The 25,814-nt window shown below is 68.4% G+C and carries 25 protein-coding genes; 14 read left to right on the forward strand and 11 right to left on the reverse strand.

Features of this window, described 5'->3' with window-relative positions:
* Positions 1-171 precede the first annotated feature (171 nt).
* Entirely contained in the window at positions 172-336 is a 165-nt protein-coding gene (locus tag G3T14_RS18135) for a hypothetical protein (protein ID WP_163643945.1), read from the forward strand.
* Between the two features lie 43 nt (positions 337-379).
* Here G3T14_RS18135 and G3T14_RS18140 read toward each other — a convergent pair whose 3' ends face one another.
* From G3T14_RS18140 to G3T14_RS18155, 4 genes are all read right to left on the reverse strand, one after another.
* Entirely contained in the window at positions 380-1,300 is a 921-nt protein-coding gene (locus G3T14_RS18140) for a bestrophin family protein (RefSeq protein WP_163643946.1), read from the reverse strand.
* A 147-nt stretch (positions 1,301-1,447) separates the two neighbouring features.
* Positions 1,448-3,424 (reverse strand): CoA-transferase, encoded by a 1,977-nt coding sequence (locus G3T14_RS18145; protein ID WP_163643947.1) that lies wholly within the window; start codon positions 3,422-3,424, stop codon positions 1,448-1,450.
* Between the two features lie 290 nt (positions 3,425-3,714).
* Entirely contained in the window at positions 3,715-5,052 is a 1,338-nt protein-coding gene (locus tag G3T14_RS18150; protein WP_163643948.1) for a hybrid sensor histidine kinase/response regulator, read from the reverse strand.
* On the reverse strand, positions 5,049-6,236 hold the full coding sequence (locus G3T14_RS18155; protein ID WP_163643949.1) for an FIST N-terminal domain-containing protein: 1,188 nt from the start codon (positions 6,234-6,236) through the stop codon (positions 5,049-5,051). Before G3T14_RS18155 ends, G3T14_RS18150 begins: the two co-directional genes overlap by 4 nt.
* 169 nt (positions 6,237-6,405) lie before the next feature.
* Between G3T14_RS18155 and G3T14_RS18160 the strand changes: the two genes are divergently transcribed.
* From G3T14_RS18160 to G3T14_RS18175, 4 genes are all read left to right on the forward strand, one after another.
* Positions 6,406-7,059 (forward strand): response regulator transcription factor, encoded by a 654-nt coding sequence (locus G3T14_RS18160; protein ID WP_163643950.1) that lies wholly within the window; start codon positions 6,406-6,408, stop codon positions 7,057-7,059.
* 78 nt (positions 7,060-7,137) lie between these two features.
* Entirely contained in the window at positions 7,138-7,767 is a 630-nt protein-coding gene (nthA, locus tag G3T14_RS18165) for a nitrile hydratase subunit alpha (RefSeq protein WP_163643951.1), read from the forward strand.
* Positions 7,764-8,435: a nitrile hydratase subunit beta gene (gene nthB / locus G3T14_RS18170; RefSeq protein ID WP_163643952.1), complete on the forward strand. Its 672-nt coding sequence runs from the start codon at positions 7,764-7,766 to the stop codon at positions 8,433-8,435. Before nthA ends, nthB begins: the two co-directional genes overlap by 4 nt.
* A complete protein-coding gene (locus tag G3T14_RS18175; RefSeq protein ID WP_163643953.1) occupies positions 8,432-8,794 on the forward strand; it encodes a nitrile hydratase accessory protein in 363 nt (120 codons plus the stop codon). The genes nthB and G3T14_RS18175 overlap by 4 nt, the downstream gene beginning before the upstream one ends.
* A 7-nt stretch (positions 8,795-8,801) precedes the next feature.
* On the opposite strand, the gene G3T14_RS18180 is transcribed toward G3T14_RS18175, so the two are convergent.
* The 3 genes from G3T14_RS18180 to G3T14_RS18190 all read right to left on the reverse strand — a co-directional run bounded on the left by G3T14_RS18180 (position 8,802) and on the right by G3T14_RS18190 (position 12,037).
* On the reverse strand, positions 8,802-9,239 hold the full coding sequence (locus G3T14_RS18180) for a PRC-barrel domain-containing protein (protein WP_163643954.1): 438 nt from the start codon (positions 9,237-9,239) through the stop codon (positions 8,802-8,804).
* A complete protein-coding gene (locus G3T14_RS18185; RefSeq protein WP_348645302.1) occupies positions 9,137-11,488 on the reverse strand; it encodes an FUSC family protein in 2,352 nt (783 codons plus the stop codon). Before G3T14_RS18185 ends, G3T14_RS18180 begins: the two co-directional genes overlap by 103 nt.
* 174 nt (positions 11,489-11,662) lie before the next feature.
* Positions 11,663-12,037, reverse strand: a complete 375-nt coding sequence (locus tag G3T14_RS18190) for a hypothetical protein (protein WP_163643955.1) — start codon at positions 12,035-12,037, stop codon at positions 11,663-11,665.
* Between the two features lie 418 nt (positions 12,038-12,455).
* Between G3T14_RS18190 and G3T14_RS18195 the strand changes: the two genes are divergently transcribed.
* The 3 genes from G3T14_RS18195 (at position 12,456) to G3T14_RS18205 (ending at position 16,585) form a co-directional block, all read left to right on the forward strand.
* Positions 12,456-13,148, forward strand: coding sequence for a PRC-barrel domain-containing protein (locus G3T14_RS18195; protein WP_163643992.1), 693 nt, complete (start codon positions 12,456-12,458; stop codon positions 13,146-13,148).
* Positions 13,145-14,518 (forward strand): MFS transporter, encoded by a 1,374-nt coding sequence (locus G3T14_RS18200; RefSeq protein WP_163643956.1) that lies wholly within the window; start codon positions 13,145-13,147, stop codon positions 14,516-14,518. The genes G3T14_RS18195 and G3T14_RS18200 overlap by 4 nt, the downstream gene beginning before the upstream one ends.
* A gap of 303 nt (positions 14,519-14,821) precedes the next feature.
* Positions 14,822-16,585, forward strand: coding sequence for an ABC transporter ATP-binding protein (locus tag G3T14_RS18205; protein WP_163643957.1), 1,764 nt, complete (start codon positions 14,822-14,824; stop codon positions 16,583-16,585).
* A 25-nt stretch (positions 16,586-16,610) separates the two neighbouring features.
* Here the strand turns inward: G3T14_RS18205 and G3T14_RS18210 are convergent, their stop codons facing one another.
* Positions 16,611-17,339, reverse strand: coding sequence for a class I SAM-dependent methyltransferase (locus G3T14_RS18210; protein WP_163643958.1), 729 nt, complete (start codon positions 17,337-17,339; stop codon positions 16,611-16,613).
* 648 nt (positions 17,340-17,987) lie between these two features.
* Here G3T14_RS18210 and G3T14_RS18215 point away from each other — a divergent pair.
* Complete coding sequence (locus G3T14_RS18215) at positions 17,988-18,965, forward strand: serine protease (protein WP_163643959.1); 978 nt, start codon at positions 17,988-17,990, stop codon at positions 18,963-18,965.
* Positions 18,966-19,317: 352 nt separating this feature from the next.
* Here G3T14_RS18215 and G3T14_RS18220 read toward each other — a convergent pair whose 3' ends face one another.
* The gene (locus tag G3T14_RS18220) at positions 19,318-19,752 is read right to left on the reverse strand and encodes a cupin domain-containing protein (protein WP_163643960.1); all 435 of its coding nucleotides are present in this window, start codon (positions 19,750-19,752) and stop codon (positions 19,318-19,320) included.
* A gap of 282 nt (positions 19,753-20,034) precedes the next feature.
* On the opposite strand from G3T14_RS18220, the gene G3T14_RS18225 reads away from it, so the two are divergent.
* The 3 genes from G3T14_RS18225 to G3T14_RS18235 all read left to right on the forward strand — a co-directional run bounded on the left by G3T14_RS18225 (position 20,035) and on the right by G3T14_RS18235 (position 23,242).
* Positions 20,035-20,775: a hypothetical protein gene (locus tag G3T14_RS18225; protein WP_163643961.1), complete on the forward strand. Its 741-nt coding sequence runs from the start codon at positions 20,035-20,037 to the stop codon at positions 20,773-20,775.
* Positions 20,720-21,994, forward strand: coding sequence for a terminase family protein (locus G3T14_RS18230; protein ID WP_163643962.1), 1,275 nt, complete (start codon positions 20,720-20,722; stop codon positions 21,992-21,994). Before G3T14_RS18225 ends, G3T14_RS18230 begins: the two co-directional genes overlap by 56 nt.
* 90 nt (positions 21,995-22,084) lie before the next feature.
* A complete protein-coding gene (locus G3T14_RS18235; protein WP_163643963.1) occupies positions 22,085-23,242 on the forward strand; it encodes a phage portal protein in 1,158 nt (385 codons plus the stop codon).
* Here G3T14_RS18235 and G3T14_RS18240 read toward each other — a convergent pair.
* A complete protein-coding gene (locus tag G3T14_RS18240; protein WP_163643964.1) occupies positions 23,221-23,634 on the reverse strand; it encodes a type II toxin-antitoxin system VapC family toxin in 414 nt (137 codons plus the stop codon). The two genes, G3T14_RS18235 and G3T14_RS18240, sit on opposite strands and share 22 nt — an antisense overlap.
* Positions 23,631-23,879, reverse strand: coding sequence for a type II toxin-antitoxin system VapB family antitoxin (locus tag G3T14_RS18245; RefSeq protein ID WP_163643965.1), 249 nt, complete (start codon positions 23,877-23,879; stop codon positions 23,631-23,633). The genes G3T14_RS18240 and G3T14_RS18245 overlap by 4 nt, the downstream gene beginning before the upstream one ends.
* A gap of 84 nt (positions 23,880-23,963) precedes the next feature.
* Here G3T14_RS18245 and G3T14_RS18250 point away from each other — a divergent pair, with 84 nt between their 5' ends.
* Complete coding sequence (locus tag G3T14_RS18250) at positions 23,964-24,494, forward strand: HK97 family phage prohead protease (protein ID WP_163643966.1); 531 nt, start codon at positions 23,964-23,966, stop codon at positions 24,492-24,494.
* Between the two features lie 92 nt (positions 24,495-24,586).
* Positions 24,587-25,768: a phage major capsid protein gene (locus tag G3T14_RS18255; RefSeq protein ID WP_163643993.1), complete on the forward strand. Its 1,182-nt coding sequence runs from the start codon at positions 24,587-24,589 to the stop codon at positions 25,766-25,768.
* The last annotated feature ends 46 nt before the right edge of the window (positions 25,769-25,814 follow it).

Genomic DNA, 25,814 nt, shown 5'->3' on the forward strand with positions numbered 1-25,814 from the left:
CGGGACAACACCCTCTTCCACTGGTGGCCCCAGCAAACCATGCAGAGATAATCAAAAGAATACAGCATCAGACGCGTTGTTCCAAAAAAATTTCTCTTTAGTAAGCGTGTGGATCTCGACGTTTATTTTGCTATCGGGGATAGCGCGGAATCCTATGAGGAAAGAAAATCTTTGATCACCGCCCTCATCGCGGCGGGGCGGATGATCGTGCTGTCCGATAAGGACGAATTGACGGCCATCGGCCCCATTCAAGGCTGTTTGGGGAACGAATACAGGGGCGTCGTGTCTTATCCGGTCTACGGCGAAAGCTATCTGGTCATTCCCAGCAGGTTTTGACCGAGATTTTTGACGCAGCCAGATCAGCCGCGACGCCAGACCCTCACGTCAAGAGATACCCCTCCGGCTTCAGGGGCGGCGGGGCGGGTTCGCCGAGCGCATCGAGGACGATGCCGTCGATGGTGTGCAGCATCGCATCGAGCGGCAGATCGTTGGGGGCCGTGCCGAATGGCTCCTCCAATTCGTCGCCGAGCGCGTCGAGGCCGAAGAAGGTGTAGGCGACCAGCGCCACTGCCAGCGGCGTCACCCAGCCGAGCGATCCCGCAAGACCGAACGGCAGCAGCAGGCAATACAGCCACGCGGTGCGATAGAGCAGCAGCGTATAGGCGAAGGGCAGCGGCGTATTCAGGATGCGCTCGCACACCACCTGGGCTTGCGCGAGAGCCATGATCTTGTTGTCGAGGGCTCCGAACAGCACGTCGGTCAGGACGCCGCTGCGGTAGACGTGCGCGAGATCGGCGGTGAGCCATACGAGCACGGTATCCGCCGGTGTCGGGTGGCGGCCGAGCGCTTCGGCTTCGGCGGCCACCAGCCAGGGCGCTGCGGCCGACGCTTCGTTCCCACCCCGCAAATGCGCATGGAGCGCATGCGCGAAAGCCGCCAGACGCCGCAGGCTCCGCATGCGCACGGCGTCATGCTCCGGTTCAGGCAGGAGCGCGCCAAGCAGGCGGGCGATCCCGCGGGTCTCGACGATGAGCGCGCCCCAGGCCCGGCGCGCCTCCCACCAACGATCGTAGCAGGCGCCGTTGCGAAAACTCAGGAAGATCGACAGGGCGAGCCCGATCAGCGTGAACGGCCCGATCCCGGCGGTGATCGGAAACGCCTCTGGCCAGCGCCGTTCGGCCGCCACCGCGACGACCGCCATGGCGGTGATGCCGAGCACCTTGGGCGCCACCTGCGGCAGGATCGAGCCCCGCAGCGTGAACAGGATCGCGAAGAGGCCAGGACGCGCGCGGACGACCATTGTTTTCTCGGCATGTTTGGGCCGGGCAAGGCGCGACGCAGGGGATTGCTGCCTTAACAACAGGCCTCGGCAGCATGGGTCCCTCTCGTGCAAGCAGAGAGGACCTGTCGCGATTCCCGAGCGACAGGACGCAGGCTCGACCGTACTTTAGGCCGCCGAAGCGATCGCCGTGGAGGCCCGACGGATCTTCTTGTCGAGACCATCGACGAAAGCGTGGGCGTCCTCCTTGCGCTCGAAGACGTGGGGCGCAAGACCGCGGCGGTTGAGGGCCTCTTCCATCTTCAGGCGCAGGAAGGCGCTCGTGGCGTAGCGGGTGGTGGTCGCGTAATAGTTCGCCGCGAGATATTGAATCATGCTCGCATAGTCGTCGTACAGGTTCTCGTTGATCCGGAACCCGTCGTGGTTGACCACCGAGTTGACCCGCTGACCGGCCTTCTTGCAGGCATCGACCAGCACCTTGCGCAGATCGTCGATGTCGCTCTTCACGCGGGCATGCCAGCCCTCGAGGTTGATGAACAGGATGTTGCGCTCCGCGTCGTAGCTCACCCGCTCGGAGAGGTTCAGGTTGAGCAAGTCGGCGAGCAGCTCCATCGGCTCATCCCGGAACAGGCGGGCGTCCATCAACGAGGGGTGATTGATGATCGGCCGGAAGCCCATATGGGGCAGGATATCGCGCTCGATATCGATGCCCGGTGCCACCTCGATCAGTTCGAGGCCACCTTCGGTGAGCTGGAACACGCAGCGCTCGGTGACGTAGATCACCGGCTGCGAGCGCATCTGGGCGTAGGAACCGCTGAAGGTGATCTGCTCGACCTGTGGCAGGAATTTTTGCGAGCGACCTTCGGTGACGATGCGAAGCTTGCCGTCCTCGATCACCGTCTCGAGGCCACCCACGGTGAAGGTGCCGGCGAAGACCACGCAGCGGGCGTTTTGGCTGATGTTGATGAAGCCGCCGCAGCCGTTGAGACGGCCGCCGAACATGCTGGTGTTGACGTTGCCATGCTGGTCGCACTCGGCGAGCCCGAGGCAAGTCATGTCGAGGCCGCCGCCGTCGTAGAAATCGAACATCTGGTTCTGGTCGATGACGCAATCGGCGTTGGTCGCCGCGCCGAAGCTCGACCCCGAGGCCAGCACGCCACCCACTGCCCCGGCCTCCGTGGTGAGGGTGATGTAGGGCGTCACCTTCTCCTCGTTGGCCACCGCCGAGATACCCTCGGGGGCGCCGACGCCGAGATTGACCACGCCGTTGGGCGGCAATTCGAAGGCCGCGCGGCGGGCGATGACCTTGCGGGCGTCGAGCGCCATTTTCTTCATTCCGGTCACCGGCACGCGGATCTGGCCGGCCAGGGCCGCATCGTGCTGGATGCCGTAGTTCATGCGGTGCATTTCGGGCTCGGCCAGCACCACGCAATCGACCAGGATGCCGGGCACCCGCACGTCCTTGGGCAGCAGGAAGCCGTCGTCGACGATGCGCTCCACCTGCGCGATCACGATGCCGCCGTTGTTGCGGGCCGCCATCGCCTGGGCGAGACAATCGAGGGTCAGCGCCTCCTTCTCGAAGGAGATGTTGCCTGACGGATCGGCTGAGGTGCCGCGGATGAAGGCCACGTCGATCTTGGTGGCGGTGTAGAACAGCCACTCCTCGCCATCGACCTCCACGAGCTTGACGATCTCGTCCTGCGTCAGGGTGTTGACGCGGGCCCCACCGTGGCGCGGATCGACGTAGGTGTGCAGCCCCACCTTGGAGAATAGCCCCGGCTGGCCGGCGGCGCAGGCACGGTAGAGCTGCGAGATCACGCCCTGCGGCAGGTTGTAGCCGAAAATCTTGTTCTCCTGCGCCGCCTTGGCGACTTTCGGCATCCGGCCGAAATTCGCCGCGATGACCCGCTTGAGCAAGCCCTCGTGGTGCAGGCGCCCGGTGCCGAGGCCCTTGCTGTCGCCGGCGCCCGCGGTCATGATCAGGGTCAGGTCGCGCGGGGCACCGGTGTCAATGAAGCGCTTCTCCAGGGCGGCATGAAGCGCCTCCGGGATGCAGCTCTGTACGAAGCCGGTCGTGGTGACCACGTCGTTCTGTCGGATCAGCGCGATCGCTTCCCCGGCCGTGATGACCTTATTTTTCTTCATGAACCGTGTCTTCCTCCACGAGCCCCACCGCCGCATCAATTCGGAGGCAATATTCCGCCGATACCCTTGACGCGGAAGTCTTGTTCGCTCCGTCGAGCGTAGAGATCGGTTTCAGGCTTCGCAAGCGAGCAGATTTTGTCGCTGCGCTGCAATTTTCTTTTGACGCAATGCACAGAGCACGCTGCCGGCGCCCTGGAGAACTGCGGCAGAGATGACGAGATTCGGGTTATGCTGATCGCAGCATCGATCATTATTCATTATAATCTTGGACGCAGACCCTGGGCCTGGTCTCAGGCAAGGAGGTAGGTCAGCAGCGCGCGCAGCTCGGCCGGCCGCATAGGCTTGTGGATGAGATGTCCGTCGATCGCGGACACCCGGGCGGCGATCGCGGGGGAATGGTCGGCGGTGGTGACGATGACGGGCAGGCGTCGTCCGGTCCGTGGCTGCAGGTGCGCGGCGACATCGAGGCCGCAGGCGCCGTTGTCGAGGTGATAGTCGAGCACGAGGAGGTCGGGCACGGCCATGCCGGCCGCCAGCGCCGCTGCGACGCCGGGCCAGTCGCGAAACGTCTGCACCTCCGCATCCCAGTTGCGCAGAAGCCGTTCGAGGGCGTCGGCGGTGAGCGGATCGTTCTCGACGATCAGCACCCGCGCGCCTGTCAGCCGGGTCGAAACCGGGACGGTGCGGACCGGCTCGCCATCCGGATATGGCCGACCCAGCGGAAGCGTCAGCGACATGCGGGTGCCCCGGCCGAGGCGGGAATCGAGACCGAGCGAGTGGTCGAGGGCCTGGGCCATCCGGCGGACGATGGACAGGCCGAGCCCGAGGCCGGGTTCGCCCCCATCGCCGTCCGTGCCGCCGCGAAAGAACTCATCGAAGACGAGAGCGTGCTCAGCCGCGGCGATGCCGCAGCCGGTATCGATCACCTCGACCCGGCAGAGGCCGCCGCGCCGCCGCACGGCCACGAGCACGCCGCCACGGCGGGTGTAGCGGATCGCGTTGGAGACGAGGTTCTGCAGGATGCGCTGAAGCATCGACGGATCGGTGGCGACGACGAGGTCCGGACCGCGCACCAGCAGGCGTAAGCCCTTTCGCTCGGCGAAGGGCCGGAAGCTCGCCACGATGGCGGCGAGATGCTCGGCCAGCGCCACCGGCTTGATCACGGGGCGGACCACGCCGGCATCGAGCTTGGAGATGTCCAGCAGCGTCTTGATCAGGTCCTCGATGATCTGCAGCCCACGTTCGACCTGGCCGGCGACGGCAAGGGCCTCGGTCCCGAGCGGCAGGTCGGCAAGGGCCGAGGCGGAGAGGCGGGCGGCATTCAGGGGCTGGAGCAGGTCGTGGCTCGCGGCCGCCAGGAACCGGGTCTTCGAGCGGTTGGCGTTCTCCGCATCCTCCTTGGCTGCCACCAGCGCCGCGTTCGAGCGCTCCAGACTGTTCATCAGGCCGGTGAGTTCCTCGGTGCGCGCACGGACGCGCCCCTCCAGCATGATCGCGGTCTGGAACAGGGAATAGGCGCCGCCCTGTTGGTCCATGCTGCGTTCGACATGCGCCATCAGAGCGGCGTTGATGCGCTCCAGCTTGGCGATGCGCCGCAGGTTCTCGCTTTCGGCGGTTTGCGCAGTCATGCGGCGGGGCGTGCGGCAGAGGCGGGCATAGCCCGTCCGATGGCGATGCCGGTGAAGGTCTGGTTGAGGTGCATCGAGCGATACTGCTCGCCATAGGTGTCGAATCCGACGATGTCGTAGCGCCGGTAAAGATCGAAGATGCCCTGCCGGACCTGGCGGCTCTCGGCGTCGAGCCGGCGCAGCACGCACTCGAACCCGATGACGACGTCGATCCCGCCGAGCTCGGCGTCGAGGCGCGTCAACTCGGCTTGCGTCGCCGCCACGATGTCGCGCGGCCGGGCGAGGGTGAGAACCACCCCCTCGTCGATGGCGCAGAAGAAGCTCAGGCTCCCATCCGGGTTCATCCGCCGGATCGAGCGGCAGAAATACTCGCCGCCGATTTTCACCGCGAGCGGATAAGCGGCAAAACTCATCGGCGTCAGCAGCTCGGGATCGAGTCCCACCGCCATAGCGTATTCGCGGGCGGCGGGCTCGGCATTGAGTTCGTGGACGATGCGCTGCTCATCGTCGGAGGCCGTGACCACGAATTTCGTGCCGGTGGGCTCGAAATTGTCGCTCTTGAAGATCTGAATCGGAAAGTCGGTCTCCACCAAGACGAGTACCGCGGCGCGGCGGTGGATCACGCCGTCGTGGAGCAGCACGGTCTCGCGGAAGGTGAGATCGTCGCCCGCCGAACCGCCCACCAGCGGAATGCCGTCGAGGGCCCAGGCGATGGCCGAGACCACCGTCTCCTCCGCGTTGGCGAGCCCGTCGATCAGCGACAGGGCGAAGCGTCGACCCGGCGGATCGGTCCCCGCAGCGTCGAGGCTCCGGCGCAGGGCGCGCACGCTGGAGGCAGTTCGCTCGACGTCGAGATGGTCGATGGCGTCGAGGACCGCCGTGACGATGCGAAAGCCCGTCCGGGGAAAGGCGATGACGACGAGGCCCCGCTCCAGCCCTCCCGCCGGGCAGATTCCGCCCGACATGGTGCAGCCGACGATGCCCGCGCCGGGAAACCGCTCGGCCAGCGCCGTGCTCAGGGCCTCGACCTCATAATCGGCGGAGAAGAACGCCACCACCTGAGCGACGCTGCGGGCACCGATCACCGCGCGGATCTCGGCCACCGCCGCGGCCGCGTCGCGGGCTTCGGTCCACGCCGTCGTGATGCCGCACAGATGCGTGCGCACCTGCGTCCCCTTCTCCACGGCTCGCTCCCATCCGGCGGCGTCGGGCTTGACGCTCCACTTCTCGACGCGGCGACGAGTATGTCGCGCAGTCGAAAGCCGTGCAATGAAGCGACGCGCCGGCCTGCGCTTGCGCGCGGGCGCCTGCTGGTCCCATCATGCGGCGTCGGAGCGCGCAGGCGGAACGCCCATGCACCTGTTGATCGTCGACGACCATCCGCTCTTCCGCGAGGCGCTCGGCAGCGCCATCCGGCTCGCCTATCCGGACGCGACGCTGCACGAGGCCGACGGGATCGCCACCGCCTGCGCTGCCTTGGCCGGCGCCCGCGCCATCGAACTCGTTCTCCTCGATCTCTCGATGCAGGGGGTGTCCGGCTTCGATGGGCTCTTGGCGATCCGGGCCGCGTTCCCGCGCGTGCCGGTCCTGGTCGTCTCGGGCCTCGAAGACCCGCGCATCATGCGCGAGGCCCTCGATTACGGGGCTGCCGGCTTCGTCCCCAAGGCGGTGGACAAGGCGACGCTGACCCGCGCCATCGCCGACGTGCTGGCCGGCGGCCTATCGGTGCCGGCCGATCTCGACGACGCGCGAAACGCGGCCGACCCGAAACCATCGCTGGCCGCTCGCATCGCACGCCTCACGCCGCAGCAGGTCCGGGTGATGACGATGATCCGCCAGGGCATGCTCAACAAGCAGATCGCCCATGAACTCCAGGTCGGCGATTCCACCGTGAAGGCCCACGTCTCCGAGATCCTGCGCAAGCTCCACGTGATCAGTCGCACGCAGATCGTGATCGAGACCGCGAGCCTGGATTTCGGCCATGTCGCCCGTGCCGAAGCGTCGTGAGCGGCGGCCAACCGCGGCGGGACATCCTGAAGTCTACGAGGCGGACATTCTCGGGGACCGCGGAGTTCGAGGATCGGCATGACGCAGCATCACGACCATGATCACGACGAAGCCAGCAGCACCCTGTCGCCGATCGCCGCGCGGGTGCGTGCACTCGAATCGATCCTGATCGAGAAAGGTTACGTCGATCCGGCCGCGCTCGACGCGCTGATCGCGCGCTACGAAACGCAAGTCGGGCCGCATGACGGCGCGCGGGTGGTGGCACGGGCCTGGGTCGATCCCGCCTTCCGCGAACGGCTCCTGAACGCCGCGACGCCGGCGATCGCCGAACTCGGCATCGGCGGGCGCGGCGGCGAGCACATGGTGGTGGTCGCCAACACCCCCGAGACGCACAACCTCGTCGTCTGCACCCTGTGCTCCTGTTATCCCTGGACGGTACTCGGCCTGCCGCCGGTCTGGTACAAGTCGCCGCCCTATCGGGCTCGCGCGGTGATCGATCCGCGCGGGGTGCTCGGCGATTTCGGATTGGTCCTGCCGGACGCGACGCGGATCACCGTGTGGGATTCGACTGCGGAGCTGCGCTACATGGTGCTGCCGATGCGGCCTCCCGGAACGGAGACTCTCGACGAGATGCAGCTCGCCGCCCTCGTCAGCCGCGACGCGATGATCGGCACCGGCCTGCCCGCCGCGCGGGAGAGCGAGGCGTGAACGGCGGCCACGATCTCGGCGGCATGATGGGCTTCGGCCCCGTCGTGCCGGAGCCCGGCGAACCGGTGTTCCACGCCGAGTGGGAGCGGCGCGTCTTCGCGATGGCCCTCGCCATGGGCTTCACCGGCACGTGGAGCCTGGATGCCAGCCGCTCCGCTCGCGAAGACATGCCACCAGCCGAATACTTGTCGGCGAGCTACTATGCGATCTGGCACACCGCCCTCGAACGCCAGATCGTCGAGAACGCCCTGGCGACGCCGGATGAGATCGCGCACGGAACGCCCGTGATACCCGCAAGGCCGGTGACACGGGTCCTGCGCGCCGACGCGGTCGGACCCCGCTTCGGTTCCGGCTTCCCGAGCGATCGGCCGGCACCGGGCCCGGCCCGATACGCCGTGGGCGACGCGGTCGTGGCGCGCAACATCCATCCCGTCGGGCATACGCGGCTGCCGCGCTACGTCCGTGGCCGGACCGGCACGATCGAGCGGATGCATGGGGCCTTCGTGTTTCCGGACACCAATGCGCGAGGAGCGGGTGAGAGCCCGCAATGGCTCTACACCGTGGGGTTCACCGCGACCGCGTTGTGGGGCGAGACCGGCGCGGTGGGCGACTACGTCATCGTAGCGGCGTTCGAAAGCTATCTCGAGCCTGCAGGGACATCGACATGAAGGACGGCGAAGCCGCCTTCCCGTTCGCCGGGCCTTCCCTCTTTGAAGAGCCGTCTCGCTTTTCAGAGCCTTGGGAGGCCCAGGTTTTCGCCCTCGTGATGACCCTGCAGGAAGCCGGGCTGTTCACGCCGGCCGAATGGGCGCGGGCGCTGGGCAAGGCGATCAGACCGGAGAACGCCCCCGAGGCCCCGGCCGACTACACCCACTGGCTCATTGCGCTCGAAGCGCTCCTGGCCGCACGCGGCATCACCGATGCCGCGCTGATCGGTGCCCGCAGCGCAGCCTTTCTGCGGGCGGCAGAAGCGACGCCGCACGGTGCCCCGATCCTGATCGAGAACGATCCGCGCTACGGCCGCTGAAACCCGCTCAGGCCGCCACGCGACGCGGACGGCCGTAATGATCGTCGATGCGGCCGCCATAGGCCGGGTCGGCGAAGGCGTCCTCGCCCGGGCCGTGGCTCGGCGCTCCCACCAGGGTGTCCCGGTCGATGTCGAGGACGTAGCCGCCGAGCCTCACGTCGTAGCGCAGGGCGCGCCATGGCACCGGGTGATGGCTTTCGCCAAGGCCGAGGAAGCCACCGAACGACAGGACGGCGTAGGCGACCTGTCCCGACACCTTGTCGACCATGAAGTTGTCGATGGTCCCGAGATGCGTGCCGTCCTTCGCATAGGCCGGCGTACCCTCGACCTTGTCGGAGGCGATCAGGCGCGGCGTCTCGTCCATGGCGACGCCCTCGGCGGCGGGGTCGAGTTCCATCGAACCTGCGGGCCGAAGGCTGCGCTCGTTCGGAAGATTGGTGGGCATTGCAGGCTCCTTGACGCATTGGGACCACGTGCCGGAACAAAACCCGACCCTGGAGCACGGTTCCCGCGAAAAGCAGCCGGCCGATCAGACCGGAATGGTGCCGTCGCGCCCGTCCGCGGCGGGCGCTGGATGAAGCGTTCCGGCCAGAAGCTCCACCTGCGAAGCGAGGCGCCGCAGGATGTCGCTGCGCGGACCGTCAGGAGGACGCGTGGCGGGCTCGCCGGCAGCGAGACGGGCGAGCGTAGCGGTGATCCAGGCCGCCCACGCCCCCTCGGCATCGGATGCGGCACGGTCGCCATCGTAGCGCAGGGCGGTGAGACGGGCGCCGATCCGGCGGAGGGTCGCATCGGCCACCATGGCGGATTCGACCTGCGGGTGGCGCCCGGCGCGGGGCTGCTGAAGCGCGCGGGCCAGTGCCGCCTCGAGATCGTTGAGGGCCAGCCGGTGGCGCGGGCCGCCTGACCGGCGGCGCCGCTGCGCTCTGCCTCCACCGGATCCGACAGCACGGCACGCGCGAAATCCGCATGGGCCTTGACCGCCTTGCGCAGTTCGATCCGGACCTGATCCGGCTCCCAGATCGGCCACAGCACGAGGCAGCTCACCACGGCGATGAAGCCGCCGAGGAGGGTGAACAGAGCGCGCATGCCCGCAACCTCCCAGGACCCGTGGCCGGGCTCCAGCACTTCGACGAGGAGCACCACGAGCGGCGTAAGGCACGCGATGAAGAACCCGTAGCTCACCTGCCGGGCTGCGAAACCGACGATGCTGAGCGGAAAGATCAGGGCGGCCAGCGCCAGCGGCGTGGTGGCGATTCCGGCGAGCACTGCACCGAAGAGGCCCCCGAGCACGGTGCCGCCGATCCGCTCCAGGGCGCGCTGCCAGGTGGCGGCGTAGAACGGCTGCATCGTCAGCACCACGGTCATGGTGAGCCAGTGTGCGAAGGGGCCGGACCAGATCAGGGTCGCCCCGAGCGCCGGAGCCGTGACTACGCTGGCCCGCACAGCATGGCGCAGGTTGGCCGAAGCGACGGTGAAATTGGTGCGCAGGGGTGTGAGGAGGCGCGTCCCGAGCGGCAGGCTCGCCCGCCCCATGAGGGCACCGCCCGGCCGGTAACCGTCGGGCGTCGACAGCTTGGCGCCGATCCGCAGGCGGTCGAAGATGCGCCCGGCGAGACCGTTGAGCACGGGATCGGCGGCATAGCCACGCTCGGCCCGAACGATGGCCCGCTCGAGGTGAGCGAGATCCAGCAGCGTATCGTCCCGAATCGCGCGCGAGACGACGATGAGGAGCGGACGCAGGCGCCGGAGCAGGCGACGCGGGCGCCGGCGGCGGATGGCGGCCGGTTCCGCCTCGATGAGGTCGGAGAGGGCGATCAGCGCGGCGAAGAGCTGCTCGGCCGCCTCCAACCGGATCAGCGCCTGCGCCGTGCGGTCGGAGATGCGCTCGCGGCTGCGGGCGAGATCGATGATCAGGGTGCGGGCCTGTTCGATCGCCTCGCGCACGCCGCGCCTGTGGGCGCGGGCATGGGCGTCGAAGGCCCGCAGGCGCAGGTCGTCGGCCAGGGCCAGGGCTTCGAGGTCCCCGCTGAGCCGGGCGAGCCGACGCCAGACCTCCGCCACCGCCCGGTGGGTCGGGCGGTAGGGATGCAGGCGCCACAGGACTAGGGCCAAGAGTGTCGCCCACAGGCCGCCAGCGAGGAACATGCCCGCCACCACCAGGGCCTGTGCGCCGGTGAGCGGCCTGTCGAGGGCGATGCAGAGCACGAGCACCAGCACGTTGCCAGCGGCCTGCGCCTGCACGCCCCAGACGCGGGCATAGGTGCAGCAGAAGATCACCAAGGTGGCGATGGGCACCACCAACCAGGGTCCCGCCGGCTGGATCAGTCCGAACAGGCTCCAGATCGTGCTGCCGAGCACCGAGAAGATCGTGAGCACCACGAGGCGCGACCGCATCGGGCCGCCGGTATCGGCAAAGCACGCGAGATTGGCCGCGAACGCCATGGTGAGGAGCGGCGGCCAATCCACCCACTCGTTGAGCAGGATGATGACGCCGAAGGCGAGGGCGGCGCGCACACCCTCCACGAGGCTGAGGCCGCGCGGATCGAGGCCGATCGGCAGTCGTGTCAGGTCGGCACCGGGATTGCCGAGGCTGCCCCGGCCGCTGACGAAACCGGCAGCCCGACTACGCCAGCCGGGCGACGCGGAGGCTGGATCGGTCGCGTTCGAGGGACTGGGCGGTAACGGCGACACTCGGCAGGCTCCGCCGCGGCGAAAGCCCGGCGCCCGCAGTTTAGAACCGATCAGGCGCCCGCAGAACCGCGTTCTCCGAAGGGCTGGGCCGCTCGCCTGTCGTGATCGACCCGATCCAGGCGCCCGCAACGACCTATCGTCGAAGGCGCCCCGGATCGGCCGCGTCAGCGAATACTAGAATTTACCGCCGACGCCGACACCGCCCGAACCGACGGTGGGCGAGATGCCGCCGGATGAACTGCGGCCTTCGGAAGTGCCCTCGATGTCCTCGCGGCGGATGCGGCGCTCCTCGGCCGTCGACGCACGGGCTTGGCCGCCCGCAGACTTCGGCAGGTCGAGGCGCCGGGTGGGCGCCGTCTGCAACGGCTGGCCGTCGGTATCGACGGAAGCACTGCGGTTGCGGCTTGCGCCGGGCACGGCACCGCGCATGGAGGGCGGGGGGCCGACATCGGTCTCGGGCATGACGCCACCGCCGCCGCCCAATGCCTGACAGCCACCGAGGCCGGCAGCGAGGAGCGCCACGGCGCAGGCTGTGGGAAGAAGGCGCATCGTTGTTTCTCGTTCTCGGGACCCGATCCGGCCGACGCTACGGCCGGCGGCACGGTGTTTCTGGCGTCTGTCTACGACGCGGTTCCGGCGAAAACCAGACGAAGCCTGGGGCACAACCGGTGCGCAATCGGATTGCGGTGGACCTTCGCGCGATGGCAGAATGTTAATCGAGGATCTCCACGATCGCCGAGGCGGTCCGGTTCTTGCCCCGCGGAGTGTTGTCCCATGCGGGCTTTCCTCCGACGGGGCGTGTCGGCCGGCTCGATTTCCATCCACACCTTCGCCCATCCACAACTTCGCCTTGGTCCGCGGGCATGGACGAGTTCTCCGCTTGGCGGGAGCCCGCCGGGTCGACCGAGAGTGTGGAAACCGGCGAAACGAATTCACTCGGGGAACGCGCGTGTTCAGAACTGTCCGGATGATCGCCGCCGCGACGATCACCCTGTGGGCCGCCGCCGCGGCCGCCGAAGGCCAGCCGACCACCGGCCAAGCCAATCCTGCTCCCGGCAACGCCGAGGCGCCGGCGAGCCCACCCGTGCCGGTGCCCGGCGCATCGGCGCCCCAGGCTCCTCCAGCTGTTCCGCCTCAGGCCCAGACACCACCGGCCTCGCCACCGCAGGTTTTGCCGACGGGGACGCCGGCCACGGTGCTCGACACGCAGGATTACGAAGGCGTGCTCGGCAAGGCCGTGCGCAGCTCCACCGGCGAGGATATGGGCCGGATCATCGACATCATCCTTGACAAGGACGGACGTCCGCGGGCCGCGATCATCGATTTCGGCGGCTTCCTCGGCGTCGGCTCGCGCAAGATCGCAGTGGACTGGCGCTCGATGCGGTTCTCCTCCGACGGCAAGCCGAGCCGCCTGGTGTTGCAGCTGAGCCGCAATCAGGTCCGGGTGTCCCCCGAATACAAGCCCGGCGACCCGATCGTGGTGCTCGGCCCCGCCAGTCCCTCGGCCGCAGCCGAGGGCGAGCAGGCCGCGGCTCCCGTCGTCCCACCCCCGACCGTGCCGAATCCGGCGCCGGCACCCGTCGCTCCGCCTCCCGCCGACAAGGTCCCGGCGCCCGAGAAGGCACCGGACAGGCCGGCCGAGAAGACGCCGGATAAATGACGGTACCCCTTCCGAAGAACCGTCGCGCCCTCAAGCCCCGGGAAGCGCCGCGGTCCGAGTTCCGGCCGCGCCCGGTGGCGCGGCGCGGAGCGCAGGCGGAAGACGGCCCTGCCGAGGGTGCCTCGGGCGGGACGGCAGCGGAGGCCACCGCCGACATGAAGGCGATCTCACGCACCAGCAGCCGGGGTCTCGACGGCTTCGCGTTCTTCGTCGCGAACCTCCAAACCGGGTTCGGGCCGTTCCTGGCGGTCTACTTCACCCAGGCGAAGTGGACGCAGTCGGATATCGGCTTCGCGCTTACGGTCGGCAGCCTCGTCAGCCTGCTCGGGCAGGTGCCCGGCGGCGCCTTCGTCGATGTGGTCCGGTCCCGGCGCTTCGCCGCCGGCCTGTCGGTGGTGGCGATCTCCGCCAGCGCCTTCGCCCTCGCCATGTGGCCGAGTTTCCTCGTGGTGCTGCTCGCCATGGCGGCGCATTCGGCGGCGAGCTGCATCCTGACGCCGGCCATCGCCGCCATCAGCATCGGCCTCGTCGGCCATGCCCGGGCGGGCGAGCGGCTCGGGCGCAATGCCAGCTTCTCGGCGCTCGGCAACGCGGTGGCCGCCGCCGGCATGGGAGCCTGCGGCTATTATCTCTCCAACGACGCGGTGTTCTACCTGACAGCGGCCCTGATGGTGCCGACGCTGGTGGCGCTGTCGTTCATCCGCTCCGATACGATCAACGGACCACCGAAGCCGGAGCGAACGAAGGGCGATCCGGCGTCGGCGCCGCGGTCGGACGGCTCGATCCGGGCCCTGCTCACCAACCGGGCCCTGCTGTGCTTTGCGGCCTGCATGACGCTGTTTTTCCTCGCCAATGCGGCGATGCTGCCGCTGGTGGGCAGCATGATGACCCTGCGGGCGAGCGAGACGGCCACCGCCCTCATCGCCGCCTGCATCGTGGTGCCTCAGGTGGTTCTGGCCGTGTCGGGCCCTGCGGTCGGGCGCGCGGCCGAGCGCTGGGGCCGGCGCCCGCTGCTGCTCATCGGCTTTGCCGCCCTGCCGATCCGCGGATTGCTGTTCGCCTATACCGACACCCCCGAGCTCCTGGTGGCGATCCAGGTTTTCGATGGCATCTCGGCGGCGGTGTTCGGCGTGATGGTGCCGCTGGTGGTCTCCGACGTCACCCGCGAATCGGGCCGGTTCAACCTGGCGCTCGGCGCCGTCGGTACCGCGATGGGGATCGGCGCGGCCCTGTCGACGTCGCTGGCGGGCATCATGGCCGATCGCCTGGGGAGCCACACCGCTTTCCTCGGGCTCGCGATCGTCGGCTTTGCCGGATTCGCGCTCCTCGCTCTGATCATGCCGGAGACCCGCCGGAGCGAGCCGGCTTGATCCGGGTCGGGCTCCAGAGCGGCCAGCCATGCGTGGCACGCGGTCGGCACCGAATTCGCTTTGCCACTCAAGCGCCGTTCAGGTTCGGTTGGGCAGGCTTGACCGGTCGGCCAGACTCGCAAAGCAATCGGATGCAGCTTGACGTGAGGCTGCAACGCTTGGCCCGGCTTTGCGTTGCGACCTTGGGCCGCAAAACTCCGTGCGACGCCACGCACGGGACGAGAGGGCGTTCCGCGAGGGACACCCTGCATGGGACAGAACGGCGCCCCGCGAGGGGCGTCTGAAATCGGGATGGTCACCGCGATGGAAGACCTCTGCGTCTATGCCGACAGGCCGTTTGCGTTCGTCGGTCGCTACCTGCGACGGCGGGCGCTGCCGCATCTGGTCATCTTGTGCGCGGTGCTGGGCGCCGTCGCCTTCTCGGTGAGCACCGATTATGCCCTGAAGGGCGTGGTCGACGCGCTGAGCAAGGGTCCGCAGGCCGGCCTGGTGTGGGGGGCGCTCGGCATCCTCATCGCCTTCATCGCCGCCGACAACATGCTCTGGCGCGTGGCGAGTCTCACCGGGTCCTTCACCTTCGTGGGCGTGACCGGCGACATCCGGCGCGACCTGTTCCGGCACATGACCGGGCACTCGCCCTCGTTCTTCGCCGACCGGCAGCCCGGCACCCTGGCGAGCCGCATCACGGCGACCTCGAACGCGATCTTCACGGTCGAGAACATGTTCGTGTTCAACGTGATGCCGCCCTGCGTGGCCGCTTTCCTGTCGATCCTCTACATCGCCACCGTCAGCCTCACGATGGCGGGGGTGCTCGCCGGCATCTTCGCCGCGGTGGTGGTGCTGATGTTCAAGATGGCGGCGGCCGGCAAGCCGCTCCACCACGACTTCGCCGCCAAGGCCGCCTCCGTCGACGGCGAGATGGTGGATCTCGTGGGCAACATGCCGCTGGTGCGCGCGTTTTCGGCGTTCAAGCGCGAATACGTCCGCTTCGACGGCACCATTGGCGTCGAGATGCGCTCGCGCCGCTCGTCGCTGCTCTACCTCGAGAAGCTGCGCATCGTGCACGCGGTCCTCACCGTGCTGGCGGTGTTGGGGCTGCTCTACTGGGCGATCACCATGTGGGAAGCCGGCCAGGCCACCAACGGCCAGGTGGTGCTGGTCTGCACCCTGGGCATCCGCATCCTCGCCGCCACCCGCGACCTCGCGGTGGCCCTGGTGGACGCGACCCAGCACACCGCCCGCCTGGCGGAGGCGCTCCACACCCTGCTGCAGCCGCACGACCTCATCGACCACCCCGAGGCGGTGCCGCTGTCCGGCACCGGCGCCGAGATCACCTTCGACCACGTCGCCTTCTCGTACCCGGACGGGCGCGGCGTGTTCACCGATTTCGACCTCCACATCCTGCCGGGACAGCGCGTCGGGCTCGTCGGCAAGTCGGGCGGCGGCAAGTCGACCCTGTTCTCGCTGCTGCAGCGCTTCTACGATTCCCAGGGCGGCCGCATCCTGCTCAACGGCCAGGACATCCACCGGGTGACCCAGGATTCGCTGCGCGAGGCGATCACGGTGGTCCCCCAGGACGTCTCGATGTTCCACCGGACCTTGCGCGAAAACATCCGCTACGGCCGGCCCGACGCCTCCGACGAAGATGTGTGGAAGGCCGCCGCCGCCGCCCATTGCACCGACTTCATCGAGGCGCTTCCCGAAGGGTTCGACACCATCGTGGGCGACCGCGGCGTGAAGCTCTCGGGCGGCCAGCGCCAGCGCATCGCCATCGCGCGCGCGATCCTGAAGGATTCGCCGATCCTGCTCCTCGACGAGGCGACCTCGGCCCTCGACGCCGAATCCGAGGAGGCGATCCGGCATGCCCTCGCCAACCTGATGAACGGCCGCACCGTCATCGCCATCGCGCACCGGCTCTCGACGCTCAAGGATTTCGACCGGATCGTGGTGCTGGAGGGCGGCCGCATCGTCCAGGACGGATCGCCCGACAAGCTCACCCATCTCGACGGATTCTACCGCGAGCTGATGAAGAAGGAATCGATGTCGCTGTCCCTGGCGGCGGCCTGAGCCCGGGATCGAGGCCCGACGGCGCTCACGCCCGCGTGCAGAGCGCGCCGCAATGATAAGTGAAGAGCTTCGGGGCGAGGCCGGCATGAAGCCGGAGCATCCCCGAGCGGACGGCGCGCTTGACGACACCGCTCAGCCGCGAGCCATGGAAGGCGTGCACGGCGAGGCTGTGGTCGAAGCAGGCGATGTCCACGATCCGGAGGCCCGACGTCGCCAGGGTCAGGGCGAAGGATTCCGGCGTGTAGGCGTTGATGTGGCCGATCTCGAGCGTATCCTGCAGATCGCGAGCGCGCGTCCGCAGGTGGAGCTCGCACGGCACCTCGACATAGAGATAGCGCCGGCTGATCCGCGCCAGCTCGGCCAGGAACGCCCGCTCGCACTCCACATGCTCCAGCACATGGCTGGCGACCACGAGATCGGTGGATTCGTCGTCGAACGGCAACCGCGCGCCGGTCTGCTGCAGGAACGAGACGTTGGCGGCGTGGCGCGTCCGGGCGTTGTTCAGGGCGGGGTCGACGATATCGATGCCGACGAGGCGCCGGCCGATCCCCAGGCTACTGAGCCGCGCCACCACGTCGCCGGTCCCGCAGCCGACCTCGACCACCGTCTCGACCTCGGTCCGGCGCGCGCCGAGCAGCGCGCCGATGTGGTCGGCCTTGTCGACGGCACAGACCTCCCGCCAGTCGCATTCGCGCGCGTCGTAGGCCTTGTCGTAATAGGTGTTGAGTGCCGGCGTGCTGAACTGGAAGGTCATCGCCGCCGCTCCCTGCCTATCCGAAATCAAGTTCGGCCCCTGCGACAGGAATCGCATCGGCTCCCGACGAGTTCAGAGCGAAACGGCCCAGGTTTTCAAGTCATTTCTGGTTGCGTCGACTATCCCTCCACGACGCAGGATACCGACGCTCGTCCAGGGCATGCCGGACCGCATTCGTCGGCAGATGCTCGTCCGCTGGCTCAAGGTGGTATGGATACCGTGTCGAGGTCTGAACGTAGCACTCGGTACCTTTTGCTAGGGCGGCTAACGACCCAACTCAGCTAACGGGAGCGACCTGGGCGCTCACCCGAAGCGGACGTTCGTTGACGGTCTCGCGCTGTCTGCTCAGAGCAGAAAGCAGGCTTTAGCCCTCCGCCCGGAAGCGGACGAACGGGTCGCGAACTATGTCGGGCATGTGAGCAAAGCTCGGCGCCTCCCAGAAGCAACCATTTTTTCATATTTAGCCGTTTCCCACCTTAAGAGGGAGATCAGACCATCATCCTTGAGCTTATGGAGAATCTTCTACTTAATGCCTCGCCTCGACTGGGAATCCATCCTCTCCGTACGCAAGCACGTTTGTCAGATCACGCCCATGATACTAAAATCGCGTTTGCCAATGCTCTTAGAACGATAAGGCAGTATTTCTGAATGAGTTTTCCAGCTGAGCCAGAGAGCGGCGCGATCGAAAGCGATGGCCTATTTTTAGTCCAAGATCCGGAGCTAAGGTCGAAAATATTGCCGCTATTCAGCTTCGATCCTCAGCAGCCGGACAATCGGCCGCGCGGCGAAGGCACCACGTTCCGTATAGACCCGTGGTCACGCTGTGTAACAGCGTACCACGTCCTCGAAAATTTATTTGAGGCGGATCGTACCGGCACGCAGGCGATACTGCGCCCTGATCTCCGTTTGGTTGCTCTTGAGCTACAGGGCCTTGCCATTGGAACTCCGCCCATAGCTGCGGACGCATGGCGTCCGTTAAGCGGGTGCCATGCCCAAATTGCAGTAGAAACGCCTCCGCTTGGAATACCACGGTTGCGCAATCTTACAGAGCTTGTGGTACTAAGGATTCATGCATCAAAATCTAGTGAACATAGAACGCCGTATTTACCACTTGATCTGCGACGCTGGTGGCCCCGTCCCGGCGAGCGCGTTTTAGCACTTGGATACGCCGGTCTCGACAAGACCGAAGGTAGAGACGATCGCCCAATCTCGCAGTACATGTATGGGTCATTCGGAAAGATTACCGACATCGAGCTAGCAGACGGCGGTCGTGGTCGTCCGTGGCCTATATTCCGTGTGGCAGCGGACTGGCCGGGCGGCATGAGCGGAGGGCCAGTTTTCAACGAAGCTGGCCACGTAGTTGGCGTCGTCAGTTCGGGCATCGCGGGTGGCGTCGGCACTGCAACCTTCTTCGCAGGATGGAATTTGCCTGCACAGATGATGGGCTCGATTGACCCATCCAACCCTGGCTTGTTTTTCTGCGTCGGCGTATTCGATTTGGGAGGACAGTTAGTATGCATTGGCCAAGATTTAGCCGAAGCTCAGCAATGGGCCGCAAGTCACCAAATGTTTGACATCGCTAGAATAGCGTATAACCCGTGCAACGGAGATTATATACGCGCTTAGTATATTATCAAGCAATCCTGAATTTAAGTCAGAGCTTAGTGCGCATTCCCACGCCACTAGGCGCACAACCGTCGACGCCGCTCAAGCAACTCATCGCCTATCGTGTGAGGGTGCGGGTCAATAGCGGACGCAACGGCAGTGTCCGCCTTTGAGCCTTAACACCCCGAACCGGACAGTCTCAAAACCACCCAAAGCAGTCGTTGGCGATAGGTACCAAACGTCAGGTACTGATCAGCTGGCGCCCTGACACCTTGCGGTGAAACGGCTCAATGAGGCCGGGTGGCCGCCAACCGAGTGCGACCAGTGTCGGACGGCGGCATTCACCGCTCACGCCACCGCCCAGCACTGCGGCCTACCCCTCGCTCTGCCGGATGAAGCTGTCCGGCGTGCCGGTGCCGGCCTCGACGAAGCGGATGTCGCGGGGTTCGCGCCGGGGGGTGTCCACCGAGAGGAACACCATCGGGTGCTCCAGAATCTCGGGCACCGCGTGCACCACGTTGCGCTTGAAGAACACCAGCATGCCGGGGCCGACCTCCACCGGGGGCGCGTCGGCGAGCTGCATCAGGCAGCGGCCCGACAGGGCATAGAGATACTCGTCGCAGCTCGCGTGGCTGTGCGGCGGAGTCGGGTGGTAGACCCGGAACACCCGGGCGCTCGCCGCCGGATCGTCGGTGAAGCGGTGGTCGGCCACCATCGTGTCGCAGGTCTCGGGCAGCCGCGCCGCATACGCGCCGACATCGAAGACCGCATGCGCCGTCACGGGGCCGCTGCTGGTTGCGTCGCTCATGTGCCGTCTCCCCCGAAAGTCGCCGTTGCTTGGCCGGCACGATAGCGGGTTTTGCGGAGGCGCCCAACCGGGTGCGGCGGACACGAGGCGGCTGCGCCCGCGTGACGATCCCGCCATTCGTCCGGGGTGGAAGATCCGGCCGCGGCGGCATGGCGGCGCCCTCTGGCACCCCATGAGAACCGGACTAAATTCCGCATATTAGGAATTAATGTTTGACAGCGCGACGCTCCTGGGGTATCACTTCCCCACGCTCCAGAAGTGTGAGTGGGACGGGAGGCGGCGATGACCAAGTGCGCGGTCGACATCGCCGTCCGGGACGCCACCGAAGCGCTGATGCGCGACACCGGATTGTCCGTGCGGGCGATCGCGGCGCAGACCGGCGCCCGTCTATCGACCATCCGGTGCTGGAACCGGCGCTACGGCTGGCGACCGGTCCGATTCGGCCATCGCCAGATCCCCGAACCCTCCGCATGGCCGGCGCCGCGACGGGCGGCGGTGGCGCGGCTGTATCGCCAGCCTTTGGTGGAGATCGGCGACCTCGCGGTGGCCATGGGCGCGCCGCGCCCCCGCGCCGTGGCCCTGTTCGAGACCATGGGCCTCACCGGGCGGCGGCCGGGCATGCTGCTCGACGACGGGGCTAAGGGGCTGTCGAGCCCCGGCCTGCGGGCGGCCCTGCGCGGCCACATCGCCCGGCAGATCGCCCGCTTCGACGCGGCTTTGTCGGACGATCCGCCGGCCACCCTCGACACCGCCCGCATCCTCCGGGATCTCGGCGGCCTGAAGCGCCTCCTCGACGAAGCAGCCACGGACGGAGGGGACGATGGCGCGGATCGCTCGCAAGCCGGCCTCCAAAGCTTCGGCTTCCAAAGCTCCGGTACCGAAGAGTTCGGCCCCGAAGAATCCGATCTGTCCGCCCTGCGCGCGCAGATCGCGCAGCGTTATGCGGCAGGCCTCCCTGAGCGGGCGGATGCCGGCCTTCCTGGCGAGCCTGCCGCCGCACCTGATCCGGGCGCTGGCCCATGACTGGCTGCATGCGGCGCGATCCGACCAGTTGCCGCCCTGCCCGGGACAACCCTGGACCACCTGGGCGGTGGTGGGCGGGCGCGGCTCGGGCAAGACCCGCACCGGGGCCGAATGGGTGCGGGCGCTGGCCACCGGCGACCCGGCCTTCACGCAAGGTCCGGTGGGGCGCATCGCCCTGATCGGCGAGACCTTCGCGGATGTCCGCGACGTGATGATCGAAGGGCCGTCCGGCCTGCTCGCGCTGAATGGCCGGCGGCCGCATTGGTCGCCCTCGCGGCGGCGGCTCGACTGGGACAACGGCGCCGTCGCCCTCGCCTTCTCGGCGGAGGAGCCGGATTCCCTGCGCGGTCCGCAATTCGGCGCCGCCTGGTCCGACGAACTCGCCAAGTGGCGCTATGCCGAGAGCACCTGGGACATGATCCAGTTCGGCCTGCGGCTCGGCCAGACCCCGCGCGGCCTCGTCACCACGACGCCGCGGCCGATCCCGCTGCTGCGCCGCATCCTCGCCGATCCGACCACGGTGATCAGCCGCTCCCGCACCGCCGACAATGCCCAAAACCTCGCCCCGTCGTTCCTCGACGCGGTGGTGGGGCGCTATGCCGGCACCCGGCTCGGACGCCAGGAGCTCGACGGCGAGCTGATCGAGGACCGCGCCGACGCGCTCTGGACCCGCGACCGCATCGAGGCGACCCGCGTCCGCGACGCCCCGGAGCTGCGCCGCATCGTCGTGGCGGTGGACCCGCCGGCCTCCTCCAAGGCCGGGGCCGATGCCTGCGGGATCGTGGCGGCTGGGATCGCGGCCTCCGGCGAGGCCTATGTGCTCGCCGACGCCACGCTGGCCCGGGCCAGCCCGCAGGCCTGGGCCTCGGCGGCGTTGGCGCTCTACCACCGGCTCTCCGCCGACGGCCTCGTGGTCGAGGTCAACCAGGGCGGCGAGATGGCCACCGCCGTCCTCAACGAGGTCGACGCCGCGGTGCCGGTCACCCCGGTGCGGGCCACCCGCGGAAAATACCTGCGAGCCGAGCCGGTTTCGGTGCTGTACGCGCAGGGCCGCGTCCATCATGTCGGCGCCCTGCCGGCGCTCGAGGACGAGCTCTGCGATTTCGGCGCCGACGGCCTGTCCTCGGGCGCCTCGCCCGACCGCCTCGACGCCCTGGTCTGGGCGCTGACGCACCTGATGCTGCGGGTGCCGGCCGAGCCGCGGATCCGGCGGCTGTGAGCGGCCTTGTCTCCCCGCAGGCGCGGAGAGGGAAACCGGACGCGTCAAGCTCCCTCACCGACCCAGCAGGTCTTTCGACAAGGACGCCCCATGGCAAACCTTCTCAGCCGGCTCGTCCGACGGGCCGCCGGCCCCGCCCCCGCGACCAAGGCCGCGCCCCTGGCGGTGACGTTCTACGGCGAGGGCCGGCCGGTCTGGACCGCGCGCGAGGGTGGGGCGCTCGCCCGTGAGGGGTTCCAGCGCAACGCGGTGGTGCACCGGGCGGTGCGGCTGGTGGCGGAGGCCGCCGCCAGCCTGCCCCTGGTGCTGGCCGATGCGGATGCGGATCATCCGCTGCTGCAGCTCCTCGCCCGGCCGAACCCGCGCGAGGGCGGCGCCCGGCTGCTCGAGTCGCTCTACGGCCACCTCATGGTGTCGGGGAACGCCTATCTCGAGGCGGTCGGCCTCGACGGGACGATCCGCGAGCTGCACGGGCTGCGCCCCGACCGGATGCGGGTGGTGCCGGGGCCGGATGGCTGGCCGATCGCCTACGCCTACACCGTGGGCGGGCGCACCCTGCGGTACGACCAGACCCAGGACGGCGTGGCGCCCATCCTCCACCTCACCCTGTTCCACCCGACGGACGACCATTACGGCCTGTCGCCGATGGAGGCGGCGGCCACCGCCCTCGACATCCACAACGCGGCCGGCGCCTGGAACAAGGCGCTCCTCGACAACGCCGCGCGCCCCTCCGGCGCCCTGGTCTTCGCCTCGTCGGCGGGCAGCACCTTGAGCGAGGCGCAGTTCAGCCGCCTGAAATCCGAGCTGGAGACGAACTACCAGGGAGCCGGCAATGCCGGGCGCCCGCTGCTGCTGGAGGGCGGCCTCGACTGGAAGCCGCTCGCGCTGTCCCCCAAGGACATGGATTTCGTGGAGGCGAAAAGCGGGGCCGCCCGCGAGATCGCCCTGGCTTTCGGCGTGCCGCCGCTGCTGCTCGGCCTGCCCGGCGACAACACCCATGCCAATTACGCCGAGGCCAATCGCGCCTTCTACCGCCAGACCGTGATCCCGCTGGTGCGCCGCACCGCCGATTGCCTGAGCCAGTGGCTCGAACCGGCCTTCGGCCCGACCCGGCTCGAACCCGACCTCGACGCCATCGAGGCGCTGGCGCCCGAGCGCGAATCGCTGTGGCGCCGGGTGCAGGGCGCGGATTTCCTGAGCGAGGCCGAAAAGCGCGAAGCGGTGGGCTACGGGCCGCGGCCGGCCTGAGCGATATCGGTCTTCGAAAAATCGTCGCCCTTGAACAGCAGCCCCGCCCCGTGCGCCCTGGCGCAGGCATAGGCGTGGCAATCCCCCATGTTCAGCGACGCCGGATGCCGGCCCTTGCCGAAGCGGCCATAGGCCTCCACCGCCAGGGCGAACTCGGCCTCCCCGATGGAGACGAGGCGGAGGTCGCCGGCCTCGCAGAACAGCTCGACCTGGGCACGGGCCGCCGCCACCGTGAGCGCGTGGCTGCGCACCAGCCCGGCGACGGTCTCCCACAGGGAGAGGGCCGAGCAGAGCCGATCGGGATCGGATTCGAGGATGTCGCTCAAGGCATCCGCGTCGGCCTCGCCGGCGATGATCGCGATCAGGGCCGAGGCATCGACGAACAGGGTCATGCGTCGCTCAAGTCGTCGAAGAACGCCTTGTCGGCCGCTGCGCCCGTGGCCGCCGGCAGCGGATGGCGGGCGCGCAATTGGGCAAAGCGCGTGCGCAGCGCAAGCGGTTCGGGAGCGGCCGGCGCCAGCCGCGCCAATTCCGCCGCCACCGCCCGGCGCACCGCCTCGGATTTGGTCACGCCGGCGGCGCGGGCGAGTTGCGCCACGAGCGCGGCCGTCGCGTCGTCCTTGATGTAGAGCGGCATGCCGACCTCGATGGATATCCTCGCTGAAACGAGGATATCCCGAGCCGGACGCCGTGTCATCCACACCGGTTTCCGGGGGGTTCGATGGACGGCCATTTCACCGGCTATGCCAGCCTGTTCGGCGTGCCCGATCTCGGGCGCGACGTGGTGGCGGCGGGCGCCTTCGCGGCGAGTCTCGCCCAGCGCGGCGCGGAGGGCGTGCGCATGCTGTGGCAGCACGATCCGGCCGAGCCCGTCGGGCGCTGGCTGTCCCTCACCGAGGATGCGCGCGGATTGCGCGTCGCGGGCCAGCTGAACCTCGCCGTGCAGCGCGCCCGCGAACTCGATGCGCTGATGCGCGAGGGCGCCCTCGACGGGCTCTCCATCGGCTTTCGCACCCTGCGCTCGGCGCCCGAGCGCGGCGGCCTGCGCCGGCTCCACAGCGTCGATCTCTGGGAGATCTCCCTCGTCACCTTCCCGCTGCAATCCGGCGCGCGGATCGCGACCAAATCCGCGCCGCTCGCGGCCGAACTGCGCGCCTTCGCCCGGCGTGTGGCGCCCTCCCGGCGCCCGCCGGTCTCCGCTTCCACCCGGCCCGTCGCCGCCCCCTCCCCCCGCACGTCGAGGTTCGCATGACCGTCCACGCCCCGTTCGAGACCAAAAACGCTCTTTCCCTGGAAGACAAGGCCGCCGGCCATGGCCCGGCCGACCCCGCCGTGAACGCGGCGATGGGTGAATTGTCCCGCGCCTTCGAGGCGTTCAAGGAGACCAACGACCTCCGCCTTGCCGAGATCACCGGGCGGCGCGACGTCCTCACCGAGGAGAAGCTCGCCCGCATCGACGCGGCGCTCGACTCCGCCCGCACCCGCCTCGACCGCATCACCCTCGACGGGCGGCGCCCGCCGCTCGGTGCCGCCGGCGCGGTGGTCCACGATGCGGCGGCCACCGAGCACAAATCGGCCTTCGACCTCTACGTCCGGGCCGGCGAGAGCGCCGGGCTGAAGCGCCTGGAGGAAAAGGCGCTCTCGGCCGGGTCCGGCCCCGATGGCGGCTACCTCGTGCCGGCGATCGTGGAGCGTGACGTGCTCACCCGCCTCGCCCGTCTCTCACCGATCCGGGCGCTCGCCACCGTACGCACCATCTCGGGCGGCCAGTACAAGCGCGCGGTTTCGGTGAGCGACGCGGTCTCGGGCTGGGTCGCCGAGGCTGCGCCGCGGCCGCAGACCGACGCGCCGACCCTGTCGGAACTGAGCTTCCCCGCCATGGAACTCTACGCCATGCCGGCGGCGACCCAGACGCTGCTCGACGACGCCATCGTCGACATCGACGCCTGGCTCGCCGACGAGGTCGAGACCGCCTTCGCCGAGCAGGAGGGCACCGCCTTCGTCACCGGCAACGGCGTCAGCCGCCCGCGCGGGTTCCTCAGCTACGACACCGTGGCCAACGCCGCCTGGGTGCCGGGCAAGCTCGGAACCGTGGCAACGGGCGCGGCCGGGGCGTTTCCGGCCGCAAACCCGGCGGACGTGCTCTACGACCTCGTCTACGCCCTGCGTGCCGGCTACCGCCAGAACGCCAGCTTCGTGATGAACCGCCGGGTGCAGAGCACGATCCGCAAGATGAAAGACGCCGAGGGCAACTACCTGTGGCAACCGCCGCAGGCCGCCGACCGCGCCGCGAGCCTGCTCGGCTTCTCCGTGGCGGAGACCGAGGCGATGCCGGATGCCGCCGCCGGCAGCCTCTCGATCGCCTTCGGCGATTTCCGCCGCGGCTACCTCGTGGTGGACCGCGCCGGCCTGCGGGTGCTGCGCGACCCCTACTCGGCCAAGCCCTATGTGCTGTTCTACACCACCAAGCGCGTGGGCGGCGGCGTGCAGGACTTCGACGCGATCAAGCTGCTGAAGTTCGCCTGAGCGAAAGCCCGCCTCCGGTGAGACCAAGTCGGAGGCGGGACAACTT

Source organism: Methylobacterium sp. BTF04 (genome assembly GCF_010692745.1).
GTDB lineage: Bacteria > Pseudomonadota > Alphaproteobacteria > Rhizobiales > Beijerinckiaceae > Methylobacterium.

Coding starts and splice junctions, on each gene's coding strand:
- G3T14_RS18140 (WP_163643946.1), bottom strand. CDS start 1,300: ATGGTCGTCCGCGCGCGTCCTGGCCTCTTCGCGATCCTGTTCACGCTG.
- G3T14_RS18145 (WP_163643947.1), bottom strand. CDS start 3,424: ATGAAGAAAAATAAGGTCATCACGGCCGGGGAAGCGATCGCGCTGATC.
- G3T14_RS18150 (WP_163643948.1), bottom strand. CDS start 5,052: ATGACTGCGCAAACCGCCGAAAGCGAGAACCTGCGGCGCATCGCCAAG.
- G3T14_RS18160 (WP_163643950.1), top strand. CDS start 6,406: ATGCACCTGTTGATCGTCGACGACCATCCGCTCTTCCGCGAGGCGCTC.
- nthA (WP_163643951.1), top strand. CDS start 7,138: ATGACGCAGCATCACGACCATGATCACGACGAAGCCAGCAGCACCCTG.
- G3T14_RS18175 (WP_163643953.1), top strand. CDS start 8,432: ATGAAGGACGGCGAAGCCGCCTTCCCGTTCGCCGGGCCTTCCCTCTTT.
- G3T14_RS18180 (WP_163643954.1), bottom strand. CDS start 9,239: ATGCCCACCAATCTTCCGAACGAGCGCAGCCTTCGGCCCGCAGGTTCG.
- G3T14_RS18190 (WP_163643955.1), bottom strand. CDS start 12,037: ATGCGCCTTCTTCCCACAGCCTGCGCCGTGGCGCTCCTCGCTGCCGGC.
- G3T14_RS18195 (WP_163643992.1), top strand. CDS start 12,456: ATGATCGCCGCCGCGACGATCACCCTGTGGGCCGCCGCCGCGGCCGCC.
- G3T14_RS18200 (WP_163643956.1), top strand. CDS start 13,145: ATGACGGTACCCCTTCCGAAGAACCGTCGCGCCCTCAAGCCCCGGGAA.
- G3T14_RS18205 (WP_163643957.1), top strand. CDS start 14,822: ATGGAAGACCTCTGCGTCTATGCCGACAGGCCGTTTGCGTTCGTCGGT.
- G3T14_RS18210 (WP_163643958.1), bottom strand. CDS start 17,339: ATGACCTTCCAGTTCAGCACGCCGGCACTCAACACCTATTACGACAAG.
- G3T14_RS18215 (WP_163643959.1), top strand. CDS start 17,988: ATGAGTTTTCCAGCTGAGCCAGAGAGCGGCGCGATCGAAAGCGATGGC.
- G3T14_RS18220 (WP_163643960.1), bottom strand. CDS start 19,752: ATGAGCGACGCAACCAGCAGCGGCCCCGTGACGGCGCATGCGGTCTTC.
- G3T14_RS18225 (WP_163643961.1), top strand. CDS start 20,035: ATGACCAAGTGCGCGGTCGACATCGCCGTCCGGGACGCCACCGAAGCG.
- G3T14_RS18230 (WP_163643962.1), top strand. CDS start 20,720: ATGCCGGCCTTCCTGGCGAGCCTGCCGCCGCACCTGATCCGGGCGCTG.
- G3T14_RS18235 (WP_163643963.1), top strand. CDS start 22,085: ATGGCAAACCTTCTCAGCCGGCTCGTCCGACGGGCCGCCGGCCCCGCC.
- G3T14_RS18240 (WP_163643964.1), bottom strand. CDS start 23,634: ATGACCCTGTTCGTCGATGCCTCGGCCCTGATCGCGATCATCGCCGGC.
- G3T14_RS18245 (WP_163643965.1), bottom strand. CDS start 23,879: ATGCCGCTCTACATCAAGGACGACGCGACGGCCGCGCTCGTGGCGCAA.
- G3T14_RS18250 (WP_163643966.1), top strand. CDS start 23,964: ATGGACGGCCATTTCACCGGCTATGCCAGCCTGTTCGGCGTGCCCGAT.
- G3T14_RS18255 (WP_163643993.1), top strand. CDS start 24,587: ATGGGTGAATTGTCCCGCGCCTTCGAGGCGTTCAAGGAGACCAACGAC.